This is a genomic window from Mesorhizobium sp. KACC 23794 (assembly GCF_052180275.1).
GTDB lineage: Bacteria > Pseudomonadota > Alphaproteobacteria > Rhizobiales > Rhizobiaceae > Kumtagia.
Map to the genome: position 1 here is coordinate 4,781,537 of NZ_CP197465.1, position 24,379 is coordinate 4,805,915.

Here is a 24,379-nt window from a genome sequence, read left to right on the forward strand (position 1 = left end):
CAGCGGTCCAGGCCGGTCGACAAATTCAACGGGGCTGCCGCAGCGTCACCGGCTTTTCGCGCGACACGTCTTCGTCTAGCTTACGTTTGCGTAAGATGCCGAACGTCGAACCGAACACCAAAGGGAGGACCCTATGCTTCGCAGGATGACGATGACGGCCGCGGCCATGATGCTTGGAATCGGCGCCGCCTATGCGGACCCCATAGAGGGCAATTGGCGAACACAGAGCGGCGAAACCGCGGCGATCAGCGATTGCGGCGGCGGCTTCTGCATCACGCTGAAGACCGGCAAATACAAGGGCAAGGGGATCGGCAAGATGAGTGCCGAAGGCGGCGGCGCTTATTCCGGCTCGATCACCGATCCAGCCAAGGACAAGACCTATTCCGGCAGCGGGACACTTTCCGGCGGTTCGCTGAAGATGAAGGGCTGCGTGCTTGGCGGATTGATCTGCCGCAGCCAGACGTGGACGAAGCTGTAAGTGAATAGCGAATAGCGAATAGCGAATAGCGAATAGCGAATAGCGAATAGCGAATAGCACGCGTATCGCGATGCGCACCGATAGCGCAAACCCTATTCGCTACTCCCTATTCGCTATTCGCTCTCTGTCGCGAGTGCCGATACACGGCGCCGCCGCAGCGACACACGCCTAAAATAAGCTGAACCTAAAATGAACGTGAACCTCATGATGGGTTCAGCGCCGGCAGTGCATTTTCGAGGGCATCGAACGAATACGCCAAAGCCGAAAGCAAAGACCATGTCTCGCCCCTCTTCCAAGCCGCTCAAGATCGTTTCGCTGGTTCTGCGCGCCGCTCTGTTCAGCGCGGTGCTGGCTGTCCCGGTCCTTGCGATGCCGGCTTTCGGCAGCGACAGCGGTTCGGTGATAGAGGCCCCGACGTTGAAGAAGAAGGGCGCGGGTTTCGTGATTCTGGTCAGCTTGCAGAGGCGTTGACAGGTCGCCTTCGCGAATTGGTCCTGATTGGCTAATCTCTAGAAACACACAACGCCTCCCCCTCCCGCATGTCACATCGGCTCCCTATAATGGGTCATGGAAAAGCGAATCTATCCTGAACCGACCCAGAAAATCGTCTCGCCCGAGCCGTTTGTGCGCAAAACCTTCTCGGATGCCGGAGAGGCGGTGCAGGCGCTCAAGGGGCTCTATGCCCGCAACACCGATTTCCTGCGTTCCGCCTTCTCGGCGATCACCCGCGAAGGCGACCTCACCAGCCGCTACCGCGCCTACTATCCGGAGGTCGGCGTCACCACGGTGTCCTACTCGCAGGTCGACACCCGCCAGGCCTACGGCCACATGCCGGCGCCTGGCCAGTTCACCACGACGATCACAAGGCCGGACCTGTTCGAGACCTACCTGATCGAGCAGTTGCAGTTGATCATGAAGAACCACGGCGTGCCGGTGGTGGTGTCGGAATCCGACACGCCGATCCCCCTGCATTTCGCCTTCATCGAGGGCACGCATGTCGACGGCTCGGTGGCCGAGAAGCTGAAGCGCCCGATCCGCGACTTCTTCGACGTTCCCGACCTCGACGGTACCGACGACCTGATCGCCAACGGCACCTACGAGGCGGTTCCCGGCGAGCCGCGGCCGCTGGCGCCGTTCACCGCGCAGCGCATCGACTATTCGCTGCATCGTCTGCCGCACTACACGGCAACGACGCCGGATCATTTCCAGAACTTCGTGCTGTTCACCAACTACCAGTTCTACATCGACGAGTTCTGCGTCTATGCCCGCGACCTGATGGCGGAAGGCGGCGGGGGCTATACAAGTTTTGTCGAGCCCGGAAATCTGATCACGCCCGCCGGCCATAGCGGGCCGACCACCGGTTCGACGCCGCCGCGCACCCCGCAGATGCCGGCCTATCATCTGACCAAGCCGGGGCACGGCGGCATCACGATGGTCAATATCGGTGTCGGCCCGTCCAACGCCAAGACGATCACCGATCACGTCGCTGTGCTGAGGCCCCATGCCTGGCTGATGCTCGGCCACTGCGCAGGGCTGCGCAACACGCAGGCGCTGGGCGACTATGTGCTGGCGCACGCCTATGTGCGCGAGGATCATGTGCTCGACGCAGACCTTCCCGTCTGGGTGCCGATCCCGGCGCTGGCGGAAGTCCAGGTGGCATTGCAGGATGCCGTGGCCGAGGTGACCGGCCTCGACGGCTACGACCTGAAACGCATCATGCGCACCGGCACGGTCGCCACCATCGACAACCGCAACTGGGAACTGCGCGAGCAGCGCGGGCCGGTGCAGCGGCTGTCGCAGTCGCGCGCCATCGCGCTCGACATGGAATCGGCGACGATCGCCGCCAACGGGTTTCGCTTCCGCGTTCCCTACGGCACGCTGCTGTGCGTCTCCGACAAGCCGCTGCATGGCGAGTTGAAGCTGCCGGGCATGGCGAGCGAATTCTACAAAAGGCAGGTGTCGCAGCACCTGACGATCGGCATCCGCGCCTTGGAGAAACTGGCGGAGATGCCGCTCGACCGGCTGCACTCGCGAAAACTGCGCAGCTTCCTGGAAACGCCGTTTCAATGACGGGAGCCGGTCTTCCGTCGCCTCTCCGCTTCGGTTAGTTCTCTGCCCATGGTCGGCCTTTCGCTCCGAAACTGGCTGGTTCTGCTCTCGACTGCCTGCATGATCCTGCTTGCGGCGGTGCTTGCCGCGGGCTTTTTTGGATCGGTCCATCCGGCGCTGGATTCCTTCGCACATTTCCGCGCCCATCTTGCCGTGCTGATGGGCGTAGCTGCGCTGCCGCTGTTTTCCACGCGGTTCCTCAAGATCGGCGCAGTGTTTGTCCTTGCGGCGATCCTCGCCTTCGCGACCACATCCGGCACCGTGCCGGTCACTGGCCTGGGCATGAAATACGGACCGCTGCGTCCCGTCGATCCCGAGCAGCCGGTCTACCGGCTGGTCCAGCTCAATCTTCGCTACAACAACGCAACGCCGGAACGCGTCCTGTCGATGATCGGACGCGTCAAGCCGGATGTGATCACCCTCGAGGAAATGTCCGATCTGTGGGCCGAGAAGCTCGCGCTTGTGCAAGCCGCCTATCCCTATCGCATCCAGTGTCCGTACCCGAACGGCCTGTTCGGCGTGGCAATCCTGTCGCGACGGCCTTTCGCCGACGGCACGTCGCCGAATTGCGACGGGCGGGGAGCCTTCGCGCTGGCGACGATCAATTTCGGCGGCGTCAGCGCCGATATCGCGGCGCTGCATCTAGGCTGGCCGTGGCCCTACCCGCAATATTGGGACATCGGCGGGTTGACGCCCTATTTCCAGCGCATCGGCGAAACCGCGATCCTGGCGGGTGATCTCAACGCCGTGCCGTGGAGCCGGTCGCCGGCTCGTGTCGCCAAAGCCGGCGAACTGACCCTGATGCCGTCGCCCGGCGCGACATGGCTGCCGCTCGGACTGCCGACGTCCCTGTTTTTCGCCGGGCTGCCGATCGACAATGTGTTCGCCAAGGGTGATGTCGAGGTCCACTCGATCCGCACGCTCGATCCCGTCGGATCGGATCATTTGCCCGTGATGGTGGAATTCTCGCTGAAACCGAAGGCGGGGACCAAAGTCCTCAAGACCGACCTTGCTGCGGCGGCGCTTCGGCCGGCCTACTAGACGGGGCTATTTTCGGCTGGTCAGCCTGCTCACCAGCTTCTCGACGGGGCCACCGGGCTGGTGCTCCAGCGCATCGAACCGCTCCTGCTGGGCCTCGAAGTCGACATAGATATCGCGGACGATACGTTTCGCCCGGTCCTTTGCCTTGTTGCAGAAGCGGTCATTGTCCACGACGACACGAAACGCGGCGTCATAGGCCTCCTGCACCATGCGGCGGGCCAACCGACCATGCGTCTCCTCATGCTTGCGCACGCCGGCCACGAACCGGCCCCAGCGCGCCTTGAGTTCGGGCGCAGCATTGCCGGCAAGCGCGGGATATCGGTAGTTCACCTTCAGCGTGACATCGGCCTTCATCAGCCGGCAACGGCCGTTGGAAACCAGCCAGGTCCTGTCCCAGTCGACGGAGTAGCGGGTCTGCGCAATGGCGCGGGTCAGAAAACCATGGCGTGGACCGTTGCGGTCCATCGCCGCCATGAGCGCGTCCCCACTGTCGCCCGCGACGGTATAGGTCTCGACATTGACGACCGACTTGACGCCGGCATGCGCCTCGATCGCCGTCAGGCTGGCGGCGAGAAACAAGAAAAATCCGAACGACCGCACGACATTCTCCCGGAAGGTCACGCCGTCACTATGCGTAACGACCGGCTTCCAGCGGGTAAACAGCAAATCGTCGCGCCGCGAAATCCGCGCGGTCACATGCTCGTATAGACTGGCCCCTCGCCGCCCTGCGGCGGCACCCAGTTGATGTTCTGGTTCGGATCCTTGATGTCGCAGGTCTTGCAGTGGACGCAGTTCTGCGCGTTGATGACGAAACGTACATCCTTGGCGCTGGGATCGGCGGCGGCGTTGCCGTCGGCATCCACCCATTCGTAGACGCCCGCCGGGCAGTAGCGCGTCGACGGGCCGGCGAACACGTCGTGCTCCGACCTGACCTGCAATTGCGGGTCCTTGACCTGCAGGTGGACCGGCTGATCCTCTTCATGGTTGGTGTTGGAGAGGAAAACTGAAGAGAGGCGGTCGAAGGTGAGAATCCCGTCGGGCTTGGGGTAGTCGATCTTCTTGTGCTTCGAGGCAGGATCAAGCGAGGCGTAGTCTGCCTTGCCATGCTTCAGCGTGCCAAAGGGCGAGGCCCCGAACAGCGTGTTCAGCCACATGTCCAGACCGCCGAGACCGATGCCGAGCAGCGTGCCGAAGCGCGACCACAGCGGCTTGACGTTGCGGACCTTCTTCAGATCCTTGCCGATATCGGTGGCGCGCCAGGCTTCCTCATAGGATGACAGCTCATCATTGGCCCTGCCGTCGGCGATGGCGGCCGCCACGTGGTCCGCGGCCAGCATGCCGGACAGCACGGCGTTGTGAGAACCCTTGATGCGCGGCACGTTGACGAAGCCGGCGGAGCAGCCCATCAGCACGCCGCCGGGGAAGCTGAGCTTCGGCACCGACTGCCAGCCACCTTCCGTGATGGCGCGCGCGCCATAGCCGATGCGTTTTGCGCCCTCGAAGGTGCCGCGGATCGCCGGATGGGTCTTGAAGCGCTGGAACTCCTCGAACGGCGAGAGATACGGGTTCTTATAGTTGAGGTGGAGCACAAAGCCGACCGCCACCTGGTTGTCCTCCAGATGATAGAGGAACGACCCGCCGCCGGTCTTCAGGTCGAGCGGCCAGCCGAAGGAGTGCTGGACGAGGCCGAGCTTGTGGTTCTCCGGCTTCACCTGCCAGAGTTCTTTCAAACCAATGCCGTATTTGCCCGGTTCGCGGCCTTGGGAGAGGCCGAATTTTGCGATCAGTTGCTTTGCAAGCGAACCGCGCGCGCCCTCGCCGATCAGAACATATTTGCCGAGCAGCGCCATTCCCGGAGCAAATCCGGGGCCGTGCGAGCCGTCGCGCTCGACCCCCATGTCGCCTGTGACGACGCCTTTCGCTGCGCCGTTGTCGTCGTAGATGACGTCGACGGCGGCGAAGCCCGGATAGATCTCGACGCCCAGCGCCTCGGCATGGCCGGCCAGCCATTTGCAGACGTTGCCCAGCGAGACGATGTAGTTGCCGTGATTGTTCATCAGCGGCGGCATCATGAAATTCGGCAGCCGCACCGAACCGGCCGGCCCGAGCACCAGGAAATGGTCGGCGGTCACCGGAGTCTTGAACGGATGGTCGGCTTCGGAGCGCCAGTCGGGCAGCAGGCGGTCGATGCCGATCGGGTCGACGACCGCGCCGGACAGGATGTGCGCGCCGACCTCGCCGCCCTTTTCGAGCACGACCACGGAAAGTTCGGGATTGAGCTGCTTGAGACGGATCGCAGCAGCGAGCCCCGCCGGCCCCGCGCCGACGATGACGACATCAAACTCCATGCTCTCGCGTTCGATCTCGCTCATCCGCCCTCCGAACTGGCTACGCCCCACGCGGGCGATTGCTGGTCAAGGCTGCATAGCGCATCCCTCGACGGTGGGAAACCGCCTCGGCAAAAACGCAAGGCGGCAAAGTGACGCCTGGCAATCCAGCCAGTCTGAAAGGCGGTTGGCCGCTCGCATTTCAGCACGAATATCGCTGGAAAGGCGATGTTCGCCAAGCCGATTATCCGTCATATTCGCGACATGCCGATTGCAGATCTCCTTCGATTTCTGGTGTCGCGACTGTGGATCAGCCTGCCATTTGTGGCGGCAACGATGCTCTGGGCACCAATCCCAACCGCCTGGGCGCAAGATGACAAACCGGTCGAGTGGTTTGCCGGCGCCTATTCTTTCTCCGACGAGTTGGGCGGCTTCACCATCGATGCCGTCTCCGGAAACGGCACGAAAGAGAGCCCGGTCGTACTCCGGGAAACCTTGAACTCGTCTTCGCCGGTGACGCTGGTGATCCGCGCCAAATGGCCGGTCCGGACTTTCGATCCCGGCATTTCTTATAACGACGGCGCTCTCTACCTGCGCATCGCCGCGCAAAACGGCAGCGGCCAGGGCTGGATCGAGTTCGAGTTCGAGCTTCAGGAACTGCTGGGCAAGGCGAGCGTGTTCGGCGACGGATTGTCCTTCGACCAGCGCAGCGCCAGCCAGGACAATATATCGTCGGATACGTTCGAGGAGTTCAGCCGCGACTTCGAACCCTATGACAAGCTGCTGTTTCGAAGAGGCAAAATCGATCCAGGCCAATCCGGCGGGTTCTCCTTCCTGATCACGGATTTCACGCCGAGGCCCAAATTCTACCTGGTGCAGGATCCGCGCATTCCTTCCAGCTGACTTGCATTCGCCGGCCACGCGCAGCATGGTCCGGCATGGCCGTTTCCAGCAACGAACATAGCGCCGGACTGCGCGAACTGCTCGCTTTCTATGCGGAGGCGGGCGTCGACGAGTGCCTGCTCGACGAACCCGCGGATCGGTTCGCGGAGAGCGCGCAGGCAAGGACCAGGCAGGCCGCATCCGCGCCTTCGTCCGGACCGGCGCAGAGGCGCGAAGAGGCCGCGGGCGGCTCCGGAGAAAGCCACGCACCTCGAAAATCCTTCCTGCCGGCTGCACAGCCCGTCGTCGCCGCCCGCCCACAGGCCGCTGCAGTCCCGGACGGCGCACAGGCGGCGCTGGCCCGGGAACTGGCGCGTTCGGCGACGTCGCTGGAAGAGTTGCGGCAGATCATGCTGGCCTTCGAAGGCTGCAATCTGAAGGCCACCGCCAAGAACATGGTTTTTGCCGACGGCAATCCTGGAGCCGACCTGATGCTGGTCGGCGAGGCGCCGGGCCGCGACGAGGACATTGAGGGCTTGCCCTTCGTCGGGCGCTCGGGACAATTGCTCGACCGCATTCTGGCGGCGATCGGCCGCGACCGGACATCCGCCTATATCGCCAACGTCATTCCGTGGCGGCCGCCGGGCAATCGCGACCCTTCGCCGATGGAGACGGAAATCTGCCGGCCCTTTATCGAGCGGCAGATCGAGTTGGCCGCGCCAAAGGTGCTGATGACGCTCGGTAACCCTTCGACAAAGGCGCTGCTGAGGACCCAAGAGGGCATCACAAAAATGCGCGGCAAATGGCGGGAGCATATCACCGCCGGCGGCGTCCATATCCCGACCATGCCGACGCTGCACCCTGCCTACCTGCTGCGCACTCCTGCTCACAAGCGGCTCGCCTGGCGCGATTTTCTCGAAGTGCAGGCGCGGCTTGCGTCCCTTTCCTGAGAAATCGATTCAGCAAAGCGGCCTTGAACCCGCAGGAGTGGTGAGCGTGTTGCACTGGCGTTCGGCGCCCGGCTGCGAACGGACGTTGCGCAAGCGCCCGTTCGCAATCCATAGCGATCACCAGGCAGCGGCGATTACGGCGCGACGCATGCCGATGACCTGCAGTTCCGCGAACAGCCCGACCGCTGCAGCCTGGGCAATCACGGAGGCATAACCCAGCATGGTGGGCGACACGGCGCCCGTGAACAGCAGGCCAATGCTCACCACCGCCCACACTATGTTGATACCGATGACGTCGACGAGCATGAGCCGGCTGATCGACGGCCGGCGCGAGAGGGCGGCCACCAGGATCGTCCAGGGGACAAGCACGACACCCGCCCAGAGCAGCAGCGGCTGCGGCAGGCCGAGCAGCGGCGAAAGCAGCGCGGCGCCGCCCGCCATCAGCAGGGCGCCGGCGCCTGAGAAGGCTGCGTCGGCGAGAAGCGCGTTGCGCAGGAAGGGAGTGTTGGCGATGGTCATGGCGTCATCCTTTTCGGTCTGACCGGCTGGCTGCCGGGATGACCGAAGAATGGAGGCTGTTGTTGGTCGTGGCGATTACGCCGGAGGTAATGGATTTGGCTTTGCCGTTTGCCTATCCTCCCTCGCCATGAACACCGCCCTCGCCTCACCCGGCCCGATCATCCGCGAATGGCGCGCCCGCCGCCGCATGAGCCAGCTCGACCTCGCCATGGAGGCCGAGATTTCGCAGCGGCATCTGAGCTTCGTCGAAAGCGGCCGGGCAAAACCATCGCGCGAGATGGTGCTGCTTCTTGCCGAGCGACTCGGCCTGCCTCTGCGCGAGGCCAACCGCCTGCTGCTCGCGGCGGGTTTTGCGCCGGGCTTTGTCGAGAACAGTCTGGACGAACCGGCGATGGCGCCTGCACTCGCCGCGGTCGAGACCGTGCTGAAGGCGCATGAGCCTAACCCGGCTTTCGCCGTCGATCGCCACTGGAACCTTATCCGCGCAAATGCGGCGCTGGCGCCCTTTCTCGCTGGGGTAACCGATCCGGCCTTGCTCGCCCCGCCGATGAACGCCCTCAGGCTCAGCCTGCATCCGAAAGGCGTGGCGCCGCTCATCGTCAATTTTGCGGAATGGCGGGACCACGTCGTCGAGCGGCTGCGGCGGCTGAACCAGGCAGTCGCCGATCCGGTGACCGTCGAACTCGAACGGGAACTGCGCAGCTATCCGGTGCCGAAACGGCAGGGGCCGCCTGCCCGTCGACACGACTATTCGCCAATCGCGGTGCCCCTGCGCCTGCGGATGGACAACGCCGAGTTGTCCTTCATCTCGACCATCACGGTATTCGGCACGCCGCTCGACGTGACGCTGTCGGAACTCGCCATCGAATCCTTCTTTCCCACCGACCGCGCCACCGCTCAGGCGATGCGCGACATGGCGGCCCAGCGCGAGGCCGCGGCAAGCTGACTCTATTCGGGCGGCGTTGCTTCCTTCGCGGCGGCGCGCTGGATGCCAAGCCGATGCTCGCGCAGGATGATGAAGACGCCGGCGCCGATGACGATCACACCGCCGACCAGCATATGCGGCGTGGGAATGTCGTTGAACAGCAGATAGCCAACGACGATCGCCAGGACCATCGACGTGTATTCGAACGGCGCGACCACCGACGCCTCCGCATAGCGGTAGGCCTCCGTCATCAGCAACTGCGCGATGCCGCCGCAAATGCCGGCGCCGACGAGCAATGCTGCCTGGCTCGCCGTCAGCGGCTGCCAGCCGAACGGGATGGACAGCAGCGAAAGCAGCGACGCAGACAGCGAGAACCAGATGACGATGGTCGATGTCTTTTCGGTGTGCACGAGGCTGCGCACCAGCACCATCGCCATGGCTGAGGCGGCGGCGGCGCCGAGCGTGGCGATCGCGCCGAGCGCCTCATCCCCGCCGAAGGCCGACGCCTCATTGAAAAGCGTCAGCTTGGGCCACGAGATGATGAAGACGCCGATCAGACCGACGATGACCGCGCTCCACCGATAAACCCGGATCGTCTCGCCCAGGATCAGCGCACTGAAGACGACCACGAGCAGCGGTTGTGCGTAGTTGATGGTGATGGATTCCGGCAGCGGCAGACGCGCCAGCCCGAAGAACAGCAGCGACATCGAAGTAACGCCGACCAGTCCGCGCATCACGTGGCCGAGCGGCCGGGACGTATAGAGCGCGCCCTTGAGGTCGCTCCGCCAGGCGAAATAGATGACGATCGGCACGATGGCAAAGAACGAGCGGAAGAACACCGCCTGCCCCGCCGGCACAGGCGCCGCCGCCTTCACCATGGTCGTCATCGCCACGAAGATGGCGACCGATCCAATCTTCAACGCTATGCCGGTGAGTGGACTGTCGGGTTGGGAATTGCCCGACCGTATCACCGTGCCGTAGCCGCCTGAATCGCCGCCCAGATGCGCGACGGGGTCGTCGGCATCTCGATATGGCCGATGCCATAGGCGCGCCACAGCGCGTCGGTCACGGCGTTCAGCGTCGCCGGCGTCGAACCGATCGTGCCGGCCTCGCCCGCCCCCTTTATCCCCATGGCGTTTGTGGTCGACGGCACATTGCGCGTCTCGAAGCGGATGAAGGGCACGTCGTCGGCGCGCGGCATGGCGTAGTCCATGAAACTCGCGGTCAGCAACTGGCCGTCGTCGCCGTAGACCGTGTCCTCGGTCAGCGCCTGGCCGATGCCCTGGACGATGCCGCCGTGCACCTGCCCCGCCAGCAGGATAGGGTTCACCGTCACGCCGAAATCGTCGACCACGACATAGTCGGTGAGTTCGGTGCGGCCGGTCGCCGGGTCGATCTCGACCTCGCAGATATGGGTGCCGTTCGGATAGGTGCACTCGTCCTGGACGAACTCGCCGAAACCGCTGATGTCCTCCGGCTTCTTCGCCGCCTTGGCCAGCGCCGGGAAGTCGATGGCGCGGTCGGTGCCGACAATGCGTGCCTCGCCGCTGACCAGTTCGATGTCGTCGGCCGATGCTTCCAGCTCGTCCGCCGCCAGTTTTCGCAATTTCACGGCAAGATCCTCGCCGGCGCGCGATGCCGAGACGCCGCCAAGCGGGATGGAGCGCGAGCCGCCGGTGCCGCCGCCCTTGGCCAACCGGTCCGTGTCGCCCTGGTGGACAATCACCTTCTCCACATCCAACCCCAGCTTTTCCGCGGCGATCTGTGCGTAGGCGGTGGCATGGCCTTGCCCGTTCGACTGGGTGCCGATGCGCAGCGTCACCGTGCCGTCGGGATTGAGGTCGACATAGGCCGGCTCGGAGCCTTCGAAAGCACAGGCCTCGATATAAGTCGCCATGCCGATGCCGCGGATGAGGCCCTTGGCGCGCGAGGCTTCGAGCCGCGTTTCGAACCCCGCCCAGTCGGCCCGCTCCATGGCGAGCGCCATGTGGCCGTCGAACTCGCCGACATCGTAGAGTCTGCCGGTGGCCGTGCGGTACGGGAACTGCTCTGGCCGAATGAAATTGCGCCGCCGGATTTCTTCACGCGACAGCCCGACTTTGCGGGCGCAGACATCGACGAGCTTTTCCAGCAGGAACGCGGCTTCGGGCCGGCCGGCACCGCGATAGGCATCGACCGGCGCCGTGTTCGTGTAGACGCCGCTGATGGACACATCGAGCGCGGGAATGTCGTAGACACCGGTCGACATGGACGCGCCGATGTATGGAATGATCGGCCCATATTGCGAGCAATAGGCGCCAAGATTGGCCAGGAAGCTGACACGAAGGCCGAGGAACCGGCCGTTCTCGTCCATCGCCATTTCGGCATCGACGGCATTGTCGCGTCCCTGCGCGTCGGTCAGGAAATGTTCGCCGCGGTCGCCGGTCCATTTAACCGGTTTGCCCAGCCGACGCGCGGCTTCCAGCACCAGTGCGTATTCGCGGTAGACGAAAGTTTTGGGACCGAAGCCGCCACCGACATCGGGGGTGATCACCCTTATCTTCGACTTGTCGATGCCGAACACCTGTTCGGCGAGGATGTACTGTATCGAGTGCACGCCCTGCGAGCCGCTGGTCAGCACCAGCCGACCGGTCTCGTCGACTTCGCCGATCGCGGCGCGGGCCTCCATGTAGTTGACGACCAGGCGGTTGTTGACGAAGGAAACCTTTGCCGTACGCGTCGCCTGACCAAAAGCCGCGTCGGTGGCGGCGCGATTGCCTATCTCGTAGAGGAAGGCACGGTTGGTGCCGAGTTCCGGCCAGACCAGCGGGGTCTCAGGGTCGAGCGCGGTCGAGGTCTTTCCGGCCGCCTCCTCGGCATCGTACTCGACCTCGATCAGTTCGGCTGCGTCCTGCGCCAGCGCCCGGCTGTCGGCGACGACGAAGGCGATCGCATCGCCGACATGGTTGACGCGATCCCGGCAGAGAATCGGTATGTCTCGCGTCGGCGCGCGTTTTCCATCCGGCTGCGTCTGCATCACCATCGACTTCAGCGCACCGAGTTTTGCGGTGTCTTCGCCGGTCAGCACCAGATGGACGCCGGGCGCGGCGCGCGCCGCTTCGGTGGAGGCGATGCGGAAACTTCCTTTTGCCACGGGCGAGCGCAGGACGAAGCCGTGCAGCACGCCGGGCGGCGAGATATCGTCGGTGTAGCGGCCCTTGCCGGTGATGAAGGACTGGTCCTCCAACCGCTTTACGGGCGCTCCCATCCCGAACTTGGGTGTGAAGACGGTCATGGCTGCTCCGGAAAACTGTGGCGGGAAGGCAGGCTTGGAGATAAGCGCTTCGCCAGTTTTGTCGAGGGGCTGTTTCGTGTAAAGAGCAGCACCCCGGATTTGTTGGGCCAGTCCCGCTGGCCGCCCGGCCGCAACCCAGGAAGGTTTTCGTATGCGCACAGACACCGGTCAGGTCTTCCGGCTCGAGGACTATCGGCCGAGCGATTACCTGATCCCGCAGACTGACCTTTCCTTCATCCTGTCTCCAGACAGTACGCTTGTTACCGCTACGCTGACGATCCGCCGCCGCGATCCCGGTGCACGAAATGCCCCTCTGGTGCTCGACGGCGACGGGCTGCAATTGCGCGGCATCCGCCTCGACGGGAAGCCGCTGTCGCAGGATGACTATTCGGCGACGCCGGACAAGCTCGTGCTGCACAATCCGCCTGCGGACTTCACGCTGACGCTGGAGACCGATATCGCGCCGTCGAAGAACACCGCGCTGATGGGCCTCTACCGATCGAATGGTGTCTATTGCACGCAATGCGAGGCGGAAGGGTTTCGGCGCATCACCTATTTCCTCGACCGGCCGGACGTGCTGTCGGTCTATACGGTCCGCATCCAGGCCGATCGCGCCGAGGTGCCGTTGCTTCTGTCCAACGGCAATCCCGTCGAAAAGGGCGATCTCGCCGACGGGCGGCATTTCGCAGTCTGGCACGATCCGTTCCCAAAGCCTTCCTACCTGTTCGCGCTGGTCGCCGGCGATCTCGGCGTCGTTTCCGACAGCTTCACGACCGCGTCCGGCCGCGCGGTAGACCTCGGCATCTATGTGGAGCACGGCAAGGAGCCGCTCGCCGCCTATGCAATGGATGCGCTGAAGCGTTCGATGAAGTGGGACGAGGAGGCGTTCGGCCGGGAATACGATCTCGACGTGTTCAACATCGTCGCCGTATCGGATTTCAACATGGGCGCGATGGAGAACAAAGGCCTCAACATCTTCAACGACAAATACGTGCTGGCCGACGAGGACACCGCGAGCGACACGGATTTCGCCAACATCGAGGCGATCATCGCCCACGAATATTTCCACAATTGGACCGGAAACAGAATCACTTGCCGCGACTGGTTCCAGCTTTGCCTTAAGGAAGGGCTGACCGTTTTCCGCGATCACGAATTCTCGGCCGACCAGCGCTCGCGTGCGGTCAAACGCATCGCCGAGGTGCGGACGCTGCGGGCCCACCAGTTCCCCGAGGACCAGGGGCCACTGGCGCATCCGGTGCGGCCGCGCCGCTACCGCGAGATCAACAATTTCTACACGGCGACCGTCTACGAGAAGGGTTCGGAAGTCGTCCGCATGCTCCGCACCATCCTCGGCGCGGATGATTTCCGGAAGGGCATGGATCTCTATTTCGAACGGCATGACGGCGAGGCCGCGACGATCGAGGATTTTTTGAAGGCGTTCGAGGATACGTCCGGCCGCGACCTCAGCCAGTTCGCGCTCTGGTATCATCAGGCCGGCACGCCGAACCTGACTGTCACCGCCGAGCACGACGCGGAGGCGGAAACCTTCACGCTGCAGATCGAGCAGTCGGTGCCCCCGACGCCATCGGAGAGCCGCAAGCGGCTGATGCACATCCCGGTGCAGTTCGGGCTGGTCGGATCGGACGGGCGAGATCTCGCCTATGCCGAAGCCGAGGGGGCAAGCGTCGAGGGCGGCGTCATCCACCTTCGCAAGCGCCGGCATTCGGTTCGCTTCTCAGGCGTCAGGGAGCGTCCGGCAGTATCGCTCAACCGGGGCTTCTCAGCACCGGTGACGCTCTCGGTGGAGCAGCGGGCGGAAGACCAGTTCTTCCTTGCCCGCCACGACAGCGATGCCTTCTCACGCTGGCAGGCCTTCAACACGGTGATGACCGAGGCTTTAATGGCGGCCTCGCGGCGCATCCTCGATGACCGCGAGCCGGATTTTTCACCCGCAATCGCCGAACTGGCCGGCGCGGTGGCCGAGGACAAAGGCCTGGAGGAAGCTTTCCGCGCCTTGGCGCTGACACCGCCCGGCGAAGCCGACATTGCGCGCGAGATCGGCGGCAATATCGATCCTGATGCCATCTTCGCGGCGCGGGAAGCACTGATCCGTTTCATCGCGGAGGCCAACCGCGACCTGTTCGCCGGCATCTATGCAAACCTCAAGGACGGCGGCCCGTTCAGTCCCGACGCAGCCAGCGCGGGGCGGCGCGCCTTGCGCAATTTGCTGCTCGACTATCTGTCGGCGCTGCCGGGCGGCGTCGACCTGGCGTCAAGGCACTTCGCGTCGGCCACCAACATGACCGACCGCGCCGCCGCCTTGACGGGGCTTACCCATCGCCACCAGGCTGCGGCCCAGGCTATCGAAGCGCTGTCCGCATTCGAAAAAACCTACGGCAAGGACGCGTTGGTCATGGACAAATGGTTCGCGATCCAGGCTGCGGCGCCGGGCGCCGGCACCGTCGATGCGGTTAAACGGCTTGCCGCGCACCCGTCGTTCTCGCTCGCCAATCCCAACCGGCTGCGCTCGCTGTTCGGCACTTTCTTCAGCGGCAACCAGACCGGCTTCCATCGCGCCGACGGCGCGGGCTATGTGCTGTTTGCCGACACCATACTCGGCATCGAGAAGCGTAACCCGCAGGTCGCAGCGCGGCTGGCCACCGGCCTGCGCTCATGGCGCTCATTGGAGCCGAAGCGGCAGGAACTGGCGCGCAAGGCGCTGGTTTCCATCGCTTCCACCAAGGGGCTCTCGGCGGACTTGAGCGACATCATTGAGCGGACGCTGGCGTAGCAGGGCCGGCTTCAGGCCGGCTCCCGTACCTCGCCCTCATTCTGTCCGCTCCGAGCCGGCTGGCTGGCCTTTGTGGCGCCCATCGTCATGTGCACAGCAACCGCGACGAACACGATCGAACCGCCGATCAGGGTGCTCACACCCGGCGTTTCGCCAAATGCCAGCCACACCCACAAGGGGGCCAGCGGCGCATCCAGTGCGCCGATCAGCGCGGTTTCGATCGCTGGCAGCAACCGCGCACCCAGGGTGAAAAGAGCAAGGCCGAGCGCTGAATTGACGATGCCGAAGAGGGCCAGAAGCAGCAAATCGTAGGCCGAAACTGCCAGCGGCTCACCAATCGGCCAGCAGGCCAGCCCGCTGATCAGCGCCGAGAGGCATGCAGACGGCATTACGGGTATGTCGCGGAACCGCCGGGCGATGATCATCATGACCGCCATCGACAGCGTCATGCCGAGCGCCAGGAGATCGCCGAACAAGCCTCCCTCAACGCCGAGGCCGACCATCACCGCCACGCCGGCCAGCGCCGCGAGGCTGGCGACGATCGCGCCGGCGGTGGGCCGTTCCCGCATCACCAGCCAGCCGAGCGCGGCTGCGATGAACGGAACCGTCGCGTAGATTACCGCCACATGGGCGACAGTCGTGTACCGAAGCGAGGTGATGAACAGCACCATGCCGACCGCAGAGACAGCGGCGAACAGCCAGCCGGGCCAACCCATCCTCAACATTCCGCGTAATGTGTCCGCGCGCCGAAGGGCTATGATGACAACGGCCAGGCCGAGCGCGCCGAACAGGCCGCGCCAGGCGAGAATCGTCCAGATGTCGAGCGGGATGAGCCGGGTGAAGAAGCCAGCGGTACTCCAGGCCACCGCGGAGCCGGTAACCAGAATCAATCCAAGGCGATAGTCGGAAGAGCTCATGATGGCTCCGCGCCTGGCTCGGCGGAATCTGCCTTCTTCCAGTCCCCCGTCGTGTTCCACCAGCGGTTCGGATTGGCGCTGTCGTCGAGCCCCTTCGAGCGGCTGGCCAGGATTTCCTGAAGCCTGATGACCGGTTCCTGGTAGCTGTGGCTCTGGAAGATCGCTTCGACCACCTGCGCGGCCACATGCCGGTCGTCGGGCAGTTCGAAGGAGATTTCCACGACCCCGGGCCGTTTCCTGAGTTCCGTCTCCGCGCCGGCGGCCGCGCCCTCCAGCGGCCGGTATCGCTCGATGCCGTCGCCGGTCTGGTAGGCGTTGCTGTCATAGTTTCCCATCGCCAGCGGTACGATCTTAACCACCGCCTCCATGACCCGGTCCACGTCGCCCGCCGGCGCCTGGAAGGTTAGCAGGAGCATTCGCTCCATACGCACCGAAGCCGTTTCAAATCCCTGCCCGATCATCGTTCCCCTCTCCGCGGACGCAATTGCCGCAGCCTACCTACCTGCTGCTGACAACCGCCTGTCAGCAGTGGCGATCCGCCGGAGACTTTATCCGATTGACGTGCGATATCATCCGCCGTCCGCTTTTTTACGCCATCTTGACGAGTTTCGTGTCGCGCCTCTGGACAACACGAATCACCTCTGATTCTTTAGGGCAGATTCGGGTGTGTGGCGTATCCGGGTCATCAGGGAAAATCGGATTCGAGGAGCCAGTGCGATGGCAAGGACGGGCGCGTGGGGCGCGGCCGGCGGGTCGGCTTTTGTGAGGCGCAGGGCAGCGCGTGTGGAAAGCCACAGCGTCTTCGCCAAGCCCGCCTTCCAGCGCCTGCTTGCCGCCGAGCCTCTGCTCCGGCGGTCGATACCGACATTGATCATCGTCTTCCTGATCGTGATCGCGGCCGCCCGCACCTTGTCGCTGCTTGCCCAGCATGACGAGATCGAGCGCAATGCCCGCACGATCCTGGCGCTGTCGGCCGCCGAACTCGGCGGCGCACTGAGCAAGGCCAACGCCACCACCGAGGGCGCGCCGGCAACGCGCGACCTCATCGAGCGCACCGCTCATCGCGCGCTGCTCGGCACCCGCCATGTACTTGCCGTCCTGGATGCCCGCTTCGGCGTGGCAGCGACGACCCCGGCAGGCGCCTCCTGGCAGGGCAAGCGGCTCGACGTGATCGTTTCCGGCGGCCAGCCGCTGTTCCTGTTCGGCGAGCGGGCCGGAGTTCTGGAAGTGACGGTCGAGGGCGAGCCATGGTTCGCTGCCGTGGACCTGTCGGAAGACCGCAGCATCGCCGCCGCCGCGCTGGTCCCACAGAACGCCGTATTCGCCGAATGGACAAAAGCGGTGACGCTCAACATCACCTTGTTCTTGCTGACGGGAAGCATCCTCGTCATCGTGCTCTATGCCTATTTCCGCCAGGCCGGGCGCGCCCAGGCGGCAGACCGAATCTACCGCGATGCGCACCAGCGCATCGACCTCGCTCTCATCCGTGGCCGCTGCGGGCTATGGGACTGGGATATGGTGCGCGGCAAGATGTACTGGTCGCATTCGATGTACGAGATGCTGGGCTACCAGCCGTGCGAAGCGATGCTGTCCTTCGGCGACGTGCACGACATCATCCACAAGGACGACGGCGACCTGTTCCAGCTCGCGGAGCGGATCGTGGCGCGCGAGATCGACAGTATCGACCAGGTGTTCCGCATGCGCCATGCCGATGGCCACTGGGTCTGGGTGCGCGCCCGCGCCCAGGTCATCGATCCGGAGGTTCCCGACATCCAGCTCATCGGCATTGCCGTCGACGTCACCGAGCAGCGCCACCTCGCCGCGCGCTCCGAGGCGGCCGACCTTCGCCTGCGCACCGCGATCGAGAGCATCAGCGAATCCTTCGTGCTGTGGGACGCGGCCGGCCGGCTGGTCATGTGCAACACCAAGTACCAGCAAGACAGCGGCCTGTCGGAACGCGACCTCGTACCGGGCCTGTCGCGCGAGGAGCTAGAGGACCGCATGACCGCCTTCGCTTCGGAACGGCGCATGGCCAATCCGAACGGGCCGCGCGGCGGCGCCACCTATGAGCGGCAGATGGCCGACGGCCGCTGGTTGCAGGTCAACGAACTGAAGACCCGCGACGGCGGCACAGTGTCGATCGGCACCGACATCACGCTGATCAAGCAGAACCAGGACAAGCTCGTGGATGGCGAGCGGCGGCTGATGGCCAACCTCCACGACCTCAGCCAGGCGCGCCGCAACGAGGAGGAGCGCACCCGCGAACTCGAGGAGCTGAACCGCAAGTATGTCAAGGAAAAGGACCGCGCCGAGGCTGCGAACCGCGCCAAGTCGGAATTCCTCGCCAACATGTCGCATGAGCTTCGCACGCCGCTGAACGCCATCATCGGCTTCTCGGAACTGATGGCAAACAGGCTGTTCGGGCCGCTGGGCTCGCCGCGCTACGAGGAGTATGCCGGTGACATCAACAGCAGCGGCAAGCATCTGCTGGGCGTCATCAACGACATTCTCGACATGTCGAAGATCGAGGCCGGCCAGTTCTCGATGGACCGCGAGCAGATCGACCTCAATCCGCTGATCAGCGAGACGGTCCGTTTCATTTCGCTGCAGGCGAAGCAGAAATCCATCGCCGTCGAGACCAACATCGCCGAGGCGATGACGCTCTACGCCGACCGCCGCGCGATCAAGCAGATCGTCATCAACCTTTTGTCCAACGCGGTGAAATTCACCGGCGAAGGCGGCCATATCCTGGTGCGGGCGCGAAAAGTTTCGGGCGCCATGATGCTATCGATCGAGGACGACGGCTGCGGCATTCCGAAGAACGCGCTGACCAAGCTGGGGCGGCCGTTCGAGCAGGTGCAGAACCAGTTTTCGAAGAGCCATGCCGGCTCGGGACTCGGCCTCGCCATCTCGCGCTCGCTGGCGGAACTGCATGGCGGCGCGCTGAAGATCCGGTCGCGCGAAGGCATCGGCACCATCGTGTCGGTGCGCATTCCCGCGCGCAAGGGACCGCCGCGGGTGCAGATGCTGCAAGCGGCGGAGTAGCGTCAGTTTACCCTCCCCCTTGAGGGGAGGGTCGGCGAGCGGTCGGAGCGAAGCGCAGAACGCGAGACGGGGTGGGGTCGCTTCAGGTTGGGGTACTGCCGCACCGCCCCCTCCCCGCGTCCAAAACCTCGAGTTCCGCTCGTTTTTTCCGCGACCCTCCGCTCAAGGGGGAGGGTTGTGCCGGCGCCCGACCTCGGCGGTCAGTGGCGCTTGCCCCAGCCACGCTTCGGCATTTCTTCCGGCACGATCTTGCCGTCGTCGTTGCGGTCCATCAGCGCGAACAGTTTTTTCTGGCGTGACTCGATCTCGGTCGCCGTAAGCATGCCGTCGCCGTCGGTATCGAAACGCTCGACGATGCGGCGCGCCATGCGCTCGGCGCGCATGCGTTCGATCTCGGAGGCGATCTCCGCCACCGTCATCTTGCCGTCGCCATCGGCATCGGCATTACCGATGCGGCTCTTCATGGCTGCGGTGAACTCCTCGAAGGTGATGTCGCCGCTGGAGTCGGCATCCGCCTTTTCGAAGCGCATCTTGCCATCCATCCGTTCTCCTTCTCGGTCGGCGGCGAGCGCGGAGGTTCCGGCGCTCGTCGCCATCGCCAGAAAGGCCATTGCGAGTTTCGTCGATGTCTTCACGTTGACACTCCTTTGCATCGTCACCCCCGATGCGGTTCCGGCAAGGCAGGCGGCGTCCCATCGCCATCAGGCCTTTCCGGTACGAAGCAACTGGCCGAAATGTTTTCGGACCCGTTGCGCCGTCTCCTTGACGTGCGCTTCCAGCACGCCGATGTCCGGCAGGTCGGTCGCCCGCAGCAGAAGATCGGTAAGGCCAGGCGGAGCTTCCTTCCGGTCGAACGGCCCCGTCAGGCAAAGCCTGATCATCTGCGTCAGCGACATATAGAGCGCATCCGCGTCGCAAAGCTCCTGCCGCGCCTGGGCGTCGGCGAAAGCCGGTGAGAGCCGGCTCAGTACCCCAGCCGTGCCGGTCAGGTGGTCGCCCTCCAAAACCGTATTGCCGGTGAGCACCGCACATTGCGCGATGAATTCGAGATCGATCAGCCCGCCCGGCACCAGCTTCAGGTCCCAGAAGTCGCGCGGCGGCTTTTCCTTTTCGATCAGCGCGCGCATGTCCGCGGCTTCCTTGAAGACTTTGCCGGCATCGCGCGGCAGCAAGAGAACCGTCTCGACCTCCGCTTCCACCTCGGCGCAAAGCTCCGCATCGCCGGCAATCGGCCGGGCGCGTGTCAGCGCCATATGCTCCCAGGTCCAGGCGTCGTTGTGCTGGTATTTTTTGAAGGCGTCGACATGGGTCGCCACCGGTCCCTTGTTGCCTGACGGCCGCAGCCTCAGATCCAGTTCATAGAGAACGCCTTCCGCCGTCTGCGCCGAGACGGCGGCGATCAGGCGCTGGGTCATGCGGGCAAAATAATGAGAGGGCGCCAGGCCCTTCTCGCCGTCCGCTTCCTCGGCGTCCGCATCGTGGTCGTAGAGCAGGATCAGGTCGACATCGGAGCCGGCGGTCAGTTCGCGGCTGCCGAGCTTGCCCATGCCGAGGATCGCCACCCGCCCCCCGGCCACCTTGCCGTGGCGCACCGCGAACTCGACCATCACGGCGTCGAGCGCCGCACCGATGGTCAGGTCGGCGAGATCGGAGAAGGACTTGCCGGCGCGGCCGGCATCGATCGCACCCGCCAGCAGCCGCACGCCGATCAGGAATTTCTGCTCGGAAGCGAAGATGCGCAGACGATCCAGCACCTCCTCGTGCACCGTCACGTTTGCCAGGAATGCTGCCAGCCGAGCCGCGAGATAATCGCGGCTGGGCAGTTCAGCCAGCAGCGCCGGATCGAGCAGGCCATCGAAGACATGCGGGCGCCGCGTGATCGTGGCTGCCAGCGCCGGCGCGGCGCTCATGATCGTCGCCAGCAGTTTCAGCAGCGCCGGATTGGACTGGAGCAGCGAGAAAAGCTGGATGCCGGCGGGCAGACCGGCGAGGAAAGCATCGAAGCGCAGCAGCGCCTCGTCGGCGCGGCGCGTCTTGCCGAAGGCCTCCAGCAGCGCAGGCGTCAGTTCGGTCAGCCGCTCGCGGGCTTCCGCCGACTGCGTCGCCTTGTAGCGGCCGAAATGCCAAGTGCGGATGACCCGGCATATGTCGCTGGCACGCTCGAAACCGAGGCGCTTCAGCGTGCTCAGCGTATCGGGATCGTCGACATCGCCTGTGAAGACGAGATTGCCGACGCCCGCCGACAATTCCGGGGCGGCTTCGAACAGCGCCGCATAATGGCGCTCGACCTCCTGCAGCGAGGCGCGGAAGACGTTGGAAAAGGTGTCGGCGCTTTCAAACCCTAACAAGCGGGCGATGCGCTCCAGGCCCTCGTCGCTTTCGGGAAGCACGTGGCTCTGCTCGTCGGCCACCATCTGCACCGCGTGCTCGACGCGGCGCAGGAACCAGTATTGCGCGGCAAGCGCGGCGCGCGCTTCCTGCGTAATCCAGCGGTGTTTTGCAAGCTCACCCAGCATCGGCACGGTCTCGCGACCACGCAGCTCGGGAAACCGCCCGCCGGCGATCAGTTGCTGGGTCTGCACGAAAAACTCGATCTCGCGGATGCCGCCGCGCCCGAGTTTTACATTGTGGCCTTTCACGGCAATCTCGCCGTGACCTTTGTGGGCATGGATCTGGCGCTTGATCGAATGGACATCGGCAATCGCCGCGAAATCCATGTATTTGCGCCAGACATAGGGCTGCAATTCCTTGAGGAAGGCTTCGCCGGCAGCTATGTCGCCCGCCACCGGACGCGCCTTGATCATGGCGGCGCGTTCCCAGTTCTGCCCCCTTCCCTCGTAATAATTGAGCGCAGCCTCGACCGGGATCGCCAGCGGCGTCGAACCGGGGTCCGGGCGCAGGCGAAGGTCGGTTCGGAAGACGTAACCGGCCTCGGTGCGGTCCTGCATGATGCGGACCAGCCGCTTGGTCAGGCGCGAGAACAGGTCGGTCGCCTCGAACGGATCGATGATGGCCGGCGCGTCGGGCTCGAAGAAGACGACGAGATCGATGTCGGAGGAAAAATTCAGCTCGCAGGCGCCGAGCTTGCCCATGCCGAGCACGATCCACCCCGATCCCTTGCCGGGGTGAAGCGGGTCGGGAAGCTTGAGCTTGCCGCTGTCATGGGCGTCGCGCAGCAGGAAATCGATCGCCGCATTGGTGCAGGCGTCGGCCAGCGCGCTGAGGCGGCGCACGGTCACATCGGCGTCGGCAAAGCCCGCCAGATCATCCAGCGCGATGAGGAAATGCGCCTCCAGCTTCAGCCTGCGAAGGTCGCTCATCAGGCTCTTTTCGGTGACGCCATCGGCGAAAGGCAGATGCCGAACCACCAAACCGACCGCCACCAACCGATCCTCGATGCTGGTGTCGAAAAGAGTCTCCAGAATCTCGGGACGCCGCCTGATACAGTCGCGCATGAAGTCGGACAGGTCGAAGACCGCGGCGAGGAATTCCGCCTCGGCATCGCGGCCTGAAAGCAGCGCCGCTAGTCGGGGCAATTCTTTCTCCCTCGCCAATATCGCGAGGTCACGCATCTCCTGCTTAGCCTCGGCGGCATCGAGCGGCATTAGCCCTGCCGGCGTTCCATCGAACAAGCGCGATTTCGCGAGTGTCTTCGCCCGGGCACCTGCCATCTATGCGTCCTCCTTGCGCGGAAAGCTCATGAGGACGGATAGTCCGGGATTGGCAGGCTCAAGATCAAGCCGGCCGCCGTGGAATTTCATCACCGCCTTGGCGAGGCTCAATCCCAGGCCCGAACCGGGCTGAGATCGGCTGCGTTCGAGGCGCACGAAACGTTCGGTCGCGCGCTTGCGGTCTTCGTCGTCGGGAATGCCGGGGCCGTTGTCCGAGACGCGGAGATGGACATCGCCGGCCTGCCGCTCCAGCCGGACCACGACTTTCGGTGCCGCGTTGCCGTCCACGGAATATTTGATGGCGTTGTCGACGATGTTCGATACCGACTGTGCGATCAACTCGCGATTGCCGTCTACCGTGACGCCTTGTGGAACGTCGGCTTCCAGCGTCACCCCCATCTCGTCGGCGGTGGGCTCGTACAGTTCGACTACGTCGCGCACGACCTCCGTCAGGTCGACTTTGGAGGTCGATTCGGCCGAATATCCGGCTTCCAGCCGCGAGATCATCAGGATCGCGTTGAAGGTCCGAATCAACTGGTCCGATTCGGCGATGGTCGCCTCAAGCGCCTCGCGGTAGTCGCCGCCCTCCCGCTTGCCCAGCGCGGCCTCGGCACGGTTGCGCAGGCGCGTGAGCGGCGTCTTCAAATCGTGGGCGATGTTGTCGGAAACCTGCTTCAGGCCCTCGTTCAGGTCGGCGATGCGGGCCAGCATGGCGTTGAGGTTTTCCGACAGGCGGTCGAACTCGTCCCCTGCCCCGCTGATCGGCAGCCGGCCGGTGAGGTCGCCGCCCATGATTCGGCGGCTCGCCTCCGAAACGCTGTCGATGCGCTTCAGCGCATGGCGGCCGACGAAGAACCAGATCAGCAGCCCGCCGACCGCCATGACGCCGAGCGCGGCGACCAGCGACTGGCGCACGACGACCCGAAAACGCTCCGGCTCGCCAAGGTCGCGGCCGACCAGCACGATCATCTGGTTGGGGAGCCTCAGCACCAGCGCGATCGCCGCATGCCGCGTCTCGGATTCGATCTGCGGCACGTCGGGATCCGCCAGGGCGCGGACGCGGCGCTCGGCGGTGCTTTCGCCATAGCGCTGGTAGGAGAAGGGCCGCCCGGTCCAGCCGTCGACTTCGAGTACGCCGGGCTCCAGGCTCTCGACATTGCCGGAGAGGATGCGGCCATTGGCGTCGGCAATGAGGTAGAGGTTGGCACCGGGTTGGCGCGAGCGCCGTTCGATGGTGCGCACCAGTAGCGGCAGCCCACCACGTTCGTAGGCGTTGGCGAGGCCGACCACCTCCTCGTTGATGGTGTCCTGCGTCTGCGAGGTCAGCATCCGCACAGAAAGCGCGGTCATGTAGAAGACGAGGCCGATCGCGCAAATGCCGAAAAGCAGAAGATAAAGCGCCGAAAGGCGGGCAGCAGTAGTCCTGAAGCTGGCCGGCAGCCGCATGCGT

Annotated in this window: 19 protein-coding genes; 9 read left to right on the forward strand and 10 right to left on the reverse strand. The window is 64.4% G+C overall.

The genetic code is table 11. From position 1 onward, the window contains the following. Positions 1 to 133 precede the first annotated feature (133 nt). The 4 genes from ACSBOB_RS23495 (at position 134) to ACSBOB_RS23510 (ending at position 3,628) form a co-directional block, all read left to right on the forward strand. A complete protein-coding gene (locus ACSBOB_RS23495) occupies positions 134 to 478 on the forward strand; it encodes a DUF2147 domain-containing protein (protein WP_442578478.1) in 345 nt (114 codons plus the stop codon). A 276-nt stretch (positions 479 to 754) separates the two neighbouring features. After that, on the forward strand, positions 755 to 949 hold the full coding sequence (locus tag ACSBOB_RS23500; RefSeq protein WP_442578479.1) for a hypothetical protein: 195 nt from the start codon (positions 755 to 757) through the stop codon (positions 947 to 949). 96 nt (positions 950 to 1,045) lie between these two features. Beyond that, entirely contained in the window at positions 1,046 to 2,548 is a 1,503-nt protein-coding gene (locus ACSBOB_RS23505) for an AMP nucleosidase (protein ID WP_442578480.1), read from the forward strand. Between the two features lie 99 nt (positions 2,549 to 2,647). Then, the gene (locus ACSBOB_RS23510; protein ID WP_442578481.1) at positions 2,648 to 3,628 is read left to right on the forward strand and encodes an endonuclease/exonuclease/phosphatase family protein; all 981 of its coding nucleotides are present in this window, start codon (positions 2,648 to 2,650) and stop codon (positions 3,626 to 3,628) included. A 6-nt stretch (positions 3,629 to 3,634) separates the two neighbouring features. On the opposite strand, the gene ACSBOB_RS23515 is transcribed toward ACSBOB_RS23510, so the two are convergent. Then, positions 3,635 to 4,324 carry a DUF922 domain-containing protein gene (locus ACSBOB_RS23515; protein WP_442578482.1) on the reverse strand — a complete coding sequence of 230 codons (690 nt, stop codon included), beginning with the start codon at positions 4,322 to 4,324 and terminating at the stop codon, positions 3,635 to 3,637. Beyond that, positions 4,321 to 6,000 carry an electron transfer flavoprotein-ubiquinone oxidoreductase gene (locus tag ACSBOB_RS23520; RefSeq protein WP_442578483.1) on the reverse strand — a complete coding sequence of 560 codons (1,680 nt, stop codon included), beginning with the start codon at positions 5,998 to 6,000 and terminating at the stop codon, positions 4,321 to 4,323. The genes ACSBOB_RS23515 and ACSBOB_RS23520 overlap by 4 nt, the downstream gene beginning before the upstream one ends. Before the next feature lie 291 nt (positions 6,001 to 6,291). On the opposite strand from ACSBOB_RS23520, the gene ACSBOB_RS23525 reads away from it, so the two are divergent. Next, entirely contained in the window at positions 6,292 to 6,858 is a 567-nt protein-coding gene (locus tag ACSBOB_RS23525) for a hypothetical protein (protein WP_442583807.1), read from the forward strand. A gap of 35 nt (positions 6,859 to 6,893) precedes the next feature. Further along, a complete protein-coding gene (locus tag ACSBOB_RS23530; protein WP_442578484.1) occupies positions 6,894 to 7,787 on the forward strand; it encodes a uracil-DNA glycosylase family protein in 894 nt (297 codons plus the stop codon). A gap of 117 nt (positions 7,788 to 7,904) precedes the next feature. On the opposite strand, the gene ACSBOB_RS23535 is transcribed toward ACSBOB_RS23530, so the two are convergent. Further along, on the reverse strand, positions 7,905 to 8,306 hold the full coding sequence (locus ACSBOB_RS23535) for a hypothetical protein (protein WP_442578485.1): 402 nt from the start codon (positions 8,304 to 8,306) through the stop codon (positions 7,905 to 7,907). A 127-nt stretch (positions 8,307 to 8,433) separates the two neighbouring features. On the opposite strand from ACSBOB_RS23535, the gene ACSBOB_RS23540 reads away from it, so the two are divergent. Then, positions 8,434 to 9,252: a helix-turn-helix domain-containing protein gene (locus tag ACSBOB_RS23540; RefSeq protein WP_442578486.1), complete on the forward strand. Its 819-nt coding sequence runs from the start codon at positions 8,434 to 8,436 to the stop codon at positions 9,250 to 9,252. Positions 9,253 to 9,254: 2 nt separating this feature from the next. On the opposite strand, the gene ACSBOB_RS23545 is transcribed toward ACSBOB_RS23540, so the two are convergent. Together ACSBOB_RS23545 and ACSBOB_RS23550 are read right to left on the reverse strand one after the other, a co-directional pair. Further along, entirely contained in the window at positions 9,255 to 10,286 is a 1,032-nt protein-coding gene (locus tag ACSBOB_RS23545) for a DMT family transporter (RefSeq protein WP_442578487.1), read from the reverse strand. Continuing rightward, on the reverse strand, positions 10,199 to 12,505 hold the full coding sequence (locus ACSBOB_RS23550; RefSeq protein ID WP_442578488.1) for a xanthine dehydrogenase family protein molybdopterin-binding subunit: 2,307 nt from the start codon (positions 12,503 to 12,505) through the stop codon (positions 10,199 to 10,201). The genes ACSBOB_RS23545 and ACSBOB_RS23550 overlap by 88 nt, the downstream gene beginning before the upstream one ends. Positions 12,506 to 12,656: 151 nt before the next feature. Here ACSBOB_RS23550 and pepN point away from each other — a divergent pair, with 151 nt between their 5' ends. Further along, a complete protein-coding gene (gene pepN / locus ACSBOB_RS23555) occupies positions 12,657 to 15,296 on the forward strand; it encodes an aminopeptidase N (protein ID WP_442578489.1) in 2,640 nt (879 codons plus the stop codon). A gap of 11 nt (positions 15,297 to 15,307) precedes the next feature. Here the strand turns inward: pepN and ACSBOB_RS23560 are convergent, their stop codons facing one another. Next, entirely contained in the window at positions 15,308 to 16,213 is a 906-nt protein-coding gene (locus ACSBOB_RS23560; RefSeq protein ID WP_442578490.1) for a DMT family transporter, read from the reverse strand. After that, a complete protein-coding gene (locus ACSBOB_RS23565) occupies positions 16,210 to 16,674 on the reverse strand; it encodes a hypothetical protein (protein ID WP_442578491.1) in 465 nt (154 codons plus the stop codon). The genes ACSBOB_RS23560 and ACSBOB_RS23565 overlap by 4 nt, the downstream gene beginning before the upstream one ends. Before the next feature lie 256 nt (positions 16,675 to 16,930). On the opposite strand from ACSBOB_RS23565, the gene ACSBOB_RS23570 reads away from it, so the two are divergent. After that, a complete protein-coding gene (locus ACSBOB_RS23570) occupies positions 16,931 to 19,258 on the forward strand; it encodes a PAS domain-containing sensor histidine kinase (protein ID WP_442578492.1) in 2,328 nt (775 codons plus the stop codon). A gap of 200 nt (positions 19,259 to 19,458) precedes the next feature. Here the strand turns inward: ACSBOB_RS23570 and ACSBOB_RS23575 are convergent, their stop codons facing one another. From ACSBOB_RS23575 to ACSBOB_RS23585, 3 genes are all read right to left on the reverse strand, one after another. Then, on the reverse strand, positions 19,459 to 19,893 hold the full coding sequence (locus tag ACSBOB_RS23575; RefSeq protein WP_442578493.1) for an EF-hand domain-containing protein: 435 nt from the start codon (positions 19,891 to 19,893) through the stop codon (positions 19,459 to 19,461). 66 nt (positions 19,894 to 19,959) lie between these two features. Beyond that, a complete protein-coding gene (locus ACSBOB_RS23580) occupies positions 19,960 to 22,929 on the reverse strand; it encodes a bifunctional [glutamine synthetase] adenylyltransferase/[glutamine synthetase]-adenylyl-L-tyrosine phosphorylase (protein WP_442578494.1) in 2,970 nt (989 codons plus the stop codon). Continuing rightward, positions 22,930 to 24,375: a sensor histidine kinase gene (locus ACSBOB_RS23585; RefSeq protein WP_442578495.1), complete on the reverse strand. Its 1,446-nt coding sequence runs from the start codon at positions 24,373 to 24,375 to the stop codon at positions 22,930 to 22,932. Positions 24,376 to 24,379 lie beyond the last annotated feature (4 nt).

Coding starts and splice junctions, on each gene's coding strand:
- ACSBOB_RS23495 (WP_442578478.1), top strand. CDS start 134: ATGCTTCGCAGGATGACGATGACGGCCGCGGCCATGATGCTTGGAATC.
- ACSBOB_RS23500 (WP_442578479.1), top strand. CDS start 755: ATGTCTCGCCCCTCTTCCAAGCCGCTCAAGATCGTTTCGCTGGTTCTG.
- ACSBOB_RS23505 (WP_442578480.1), top strand. CDS start 1,046: ATGGAAAAGCGAATCTATCCTGAACCGACCCAGAAAATCGTCTCGCCC.
- ACSBOB_RS23510 (WP_442578481.1), top strand. CDS start 2,648: ATGATCCTGCTTGCGGCGGTGCTTGCCGCGGGCTTTTTTGGATCGGTC.
- ACSBOB_RS23520 (WP_442578483.1), bottom strand. CDS start 6,000: ATGAGCGAGATCGAACGCGAGAGCATGGAGTTTGATGTCGTCATCGTC.
- ACSBOB_RS23525 (WP_442583807.1), top strand. CDS start 6,292: ATGCTCTGGGCACCAATCCCAACCGCCTGGGCGCAAGATGACAAACCG.
- ACSBOB_RS23530 (WP_442578484.1), top strand. CDS start 6,894: ATGGCCGTTTCCAGCAACGAACATAGCGCCGGACTGCGCGAACTGCTC.
- ACSBOB_RS23535 (WP_442578485.1), bottom strand. CDS start 8,306: ATGACCATCGCCAACACTCCCTTCCTGCGCAACGCGCTTCTCGCCGAC.
- ACSBOB_RS23540 (WP_442578486.1), top strand. CDS start 8,434: ATGAACACCGCCCTCGCCTCACCCGGCCCGATCATCCGCGAATGGCGC.
- ACSBOB_RS23550 (WP_442578488.1), bottom strand. CDS start 12,505: ATGACCGTCTTCACACCCAAGTTCGGGATGGGAGCGCCCGTAAAGCGG.
- pepN (WP_442578489.1), top strand. CDS start 12,657: ATGCGCACAGACACCGGTCAGGTCTTCCGGCTCGAGGACTATCGGCCG.
- ACSBOB_RS23560 (WP_442578490.1), bottom strand. CDS start 16,213: ATGAGCTCTTCCGACTATCGCCTTGGATTGATTCTGGTTACCGGCTCC.
- ACSBOB_RS23565 (WP_442578491.1), bottom strand. CDS start 16,674: ATGATCGGGCAGGGATTTGAAACGGCTTCGGTGCGTATGGAGCGAATG.
- ACSBOB_RS23570 (WP_442578492.1), top strand. CDS start 16,931: ATGGCAAGGACGGGCGCGTGGGGCGCGGCCGGCGGGTCGGCTTTTGTG.
- ACSBOB_RS23580 (WP_442578494.1), bottom strand. CDS start 22,929: ATGGCAGGTGCCCGGGCGAAGACACTCGCGAAATCGCGCTTGTTCGAT.
- ACSBOB_RS23585 (WP_442578495.1), bottom strand. CDS start 24,375: ATGCGGCTGCCGGCCAGCTTCAGGACTACTGCTGCCCGCCTTTCGGCG.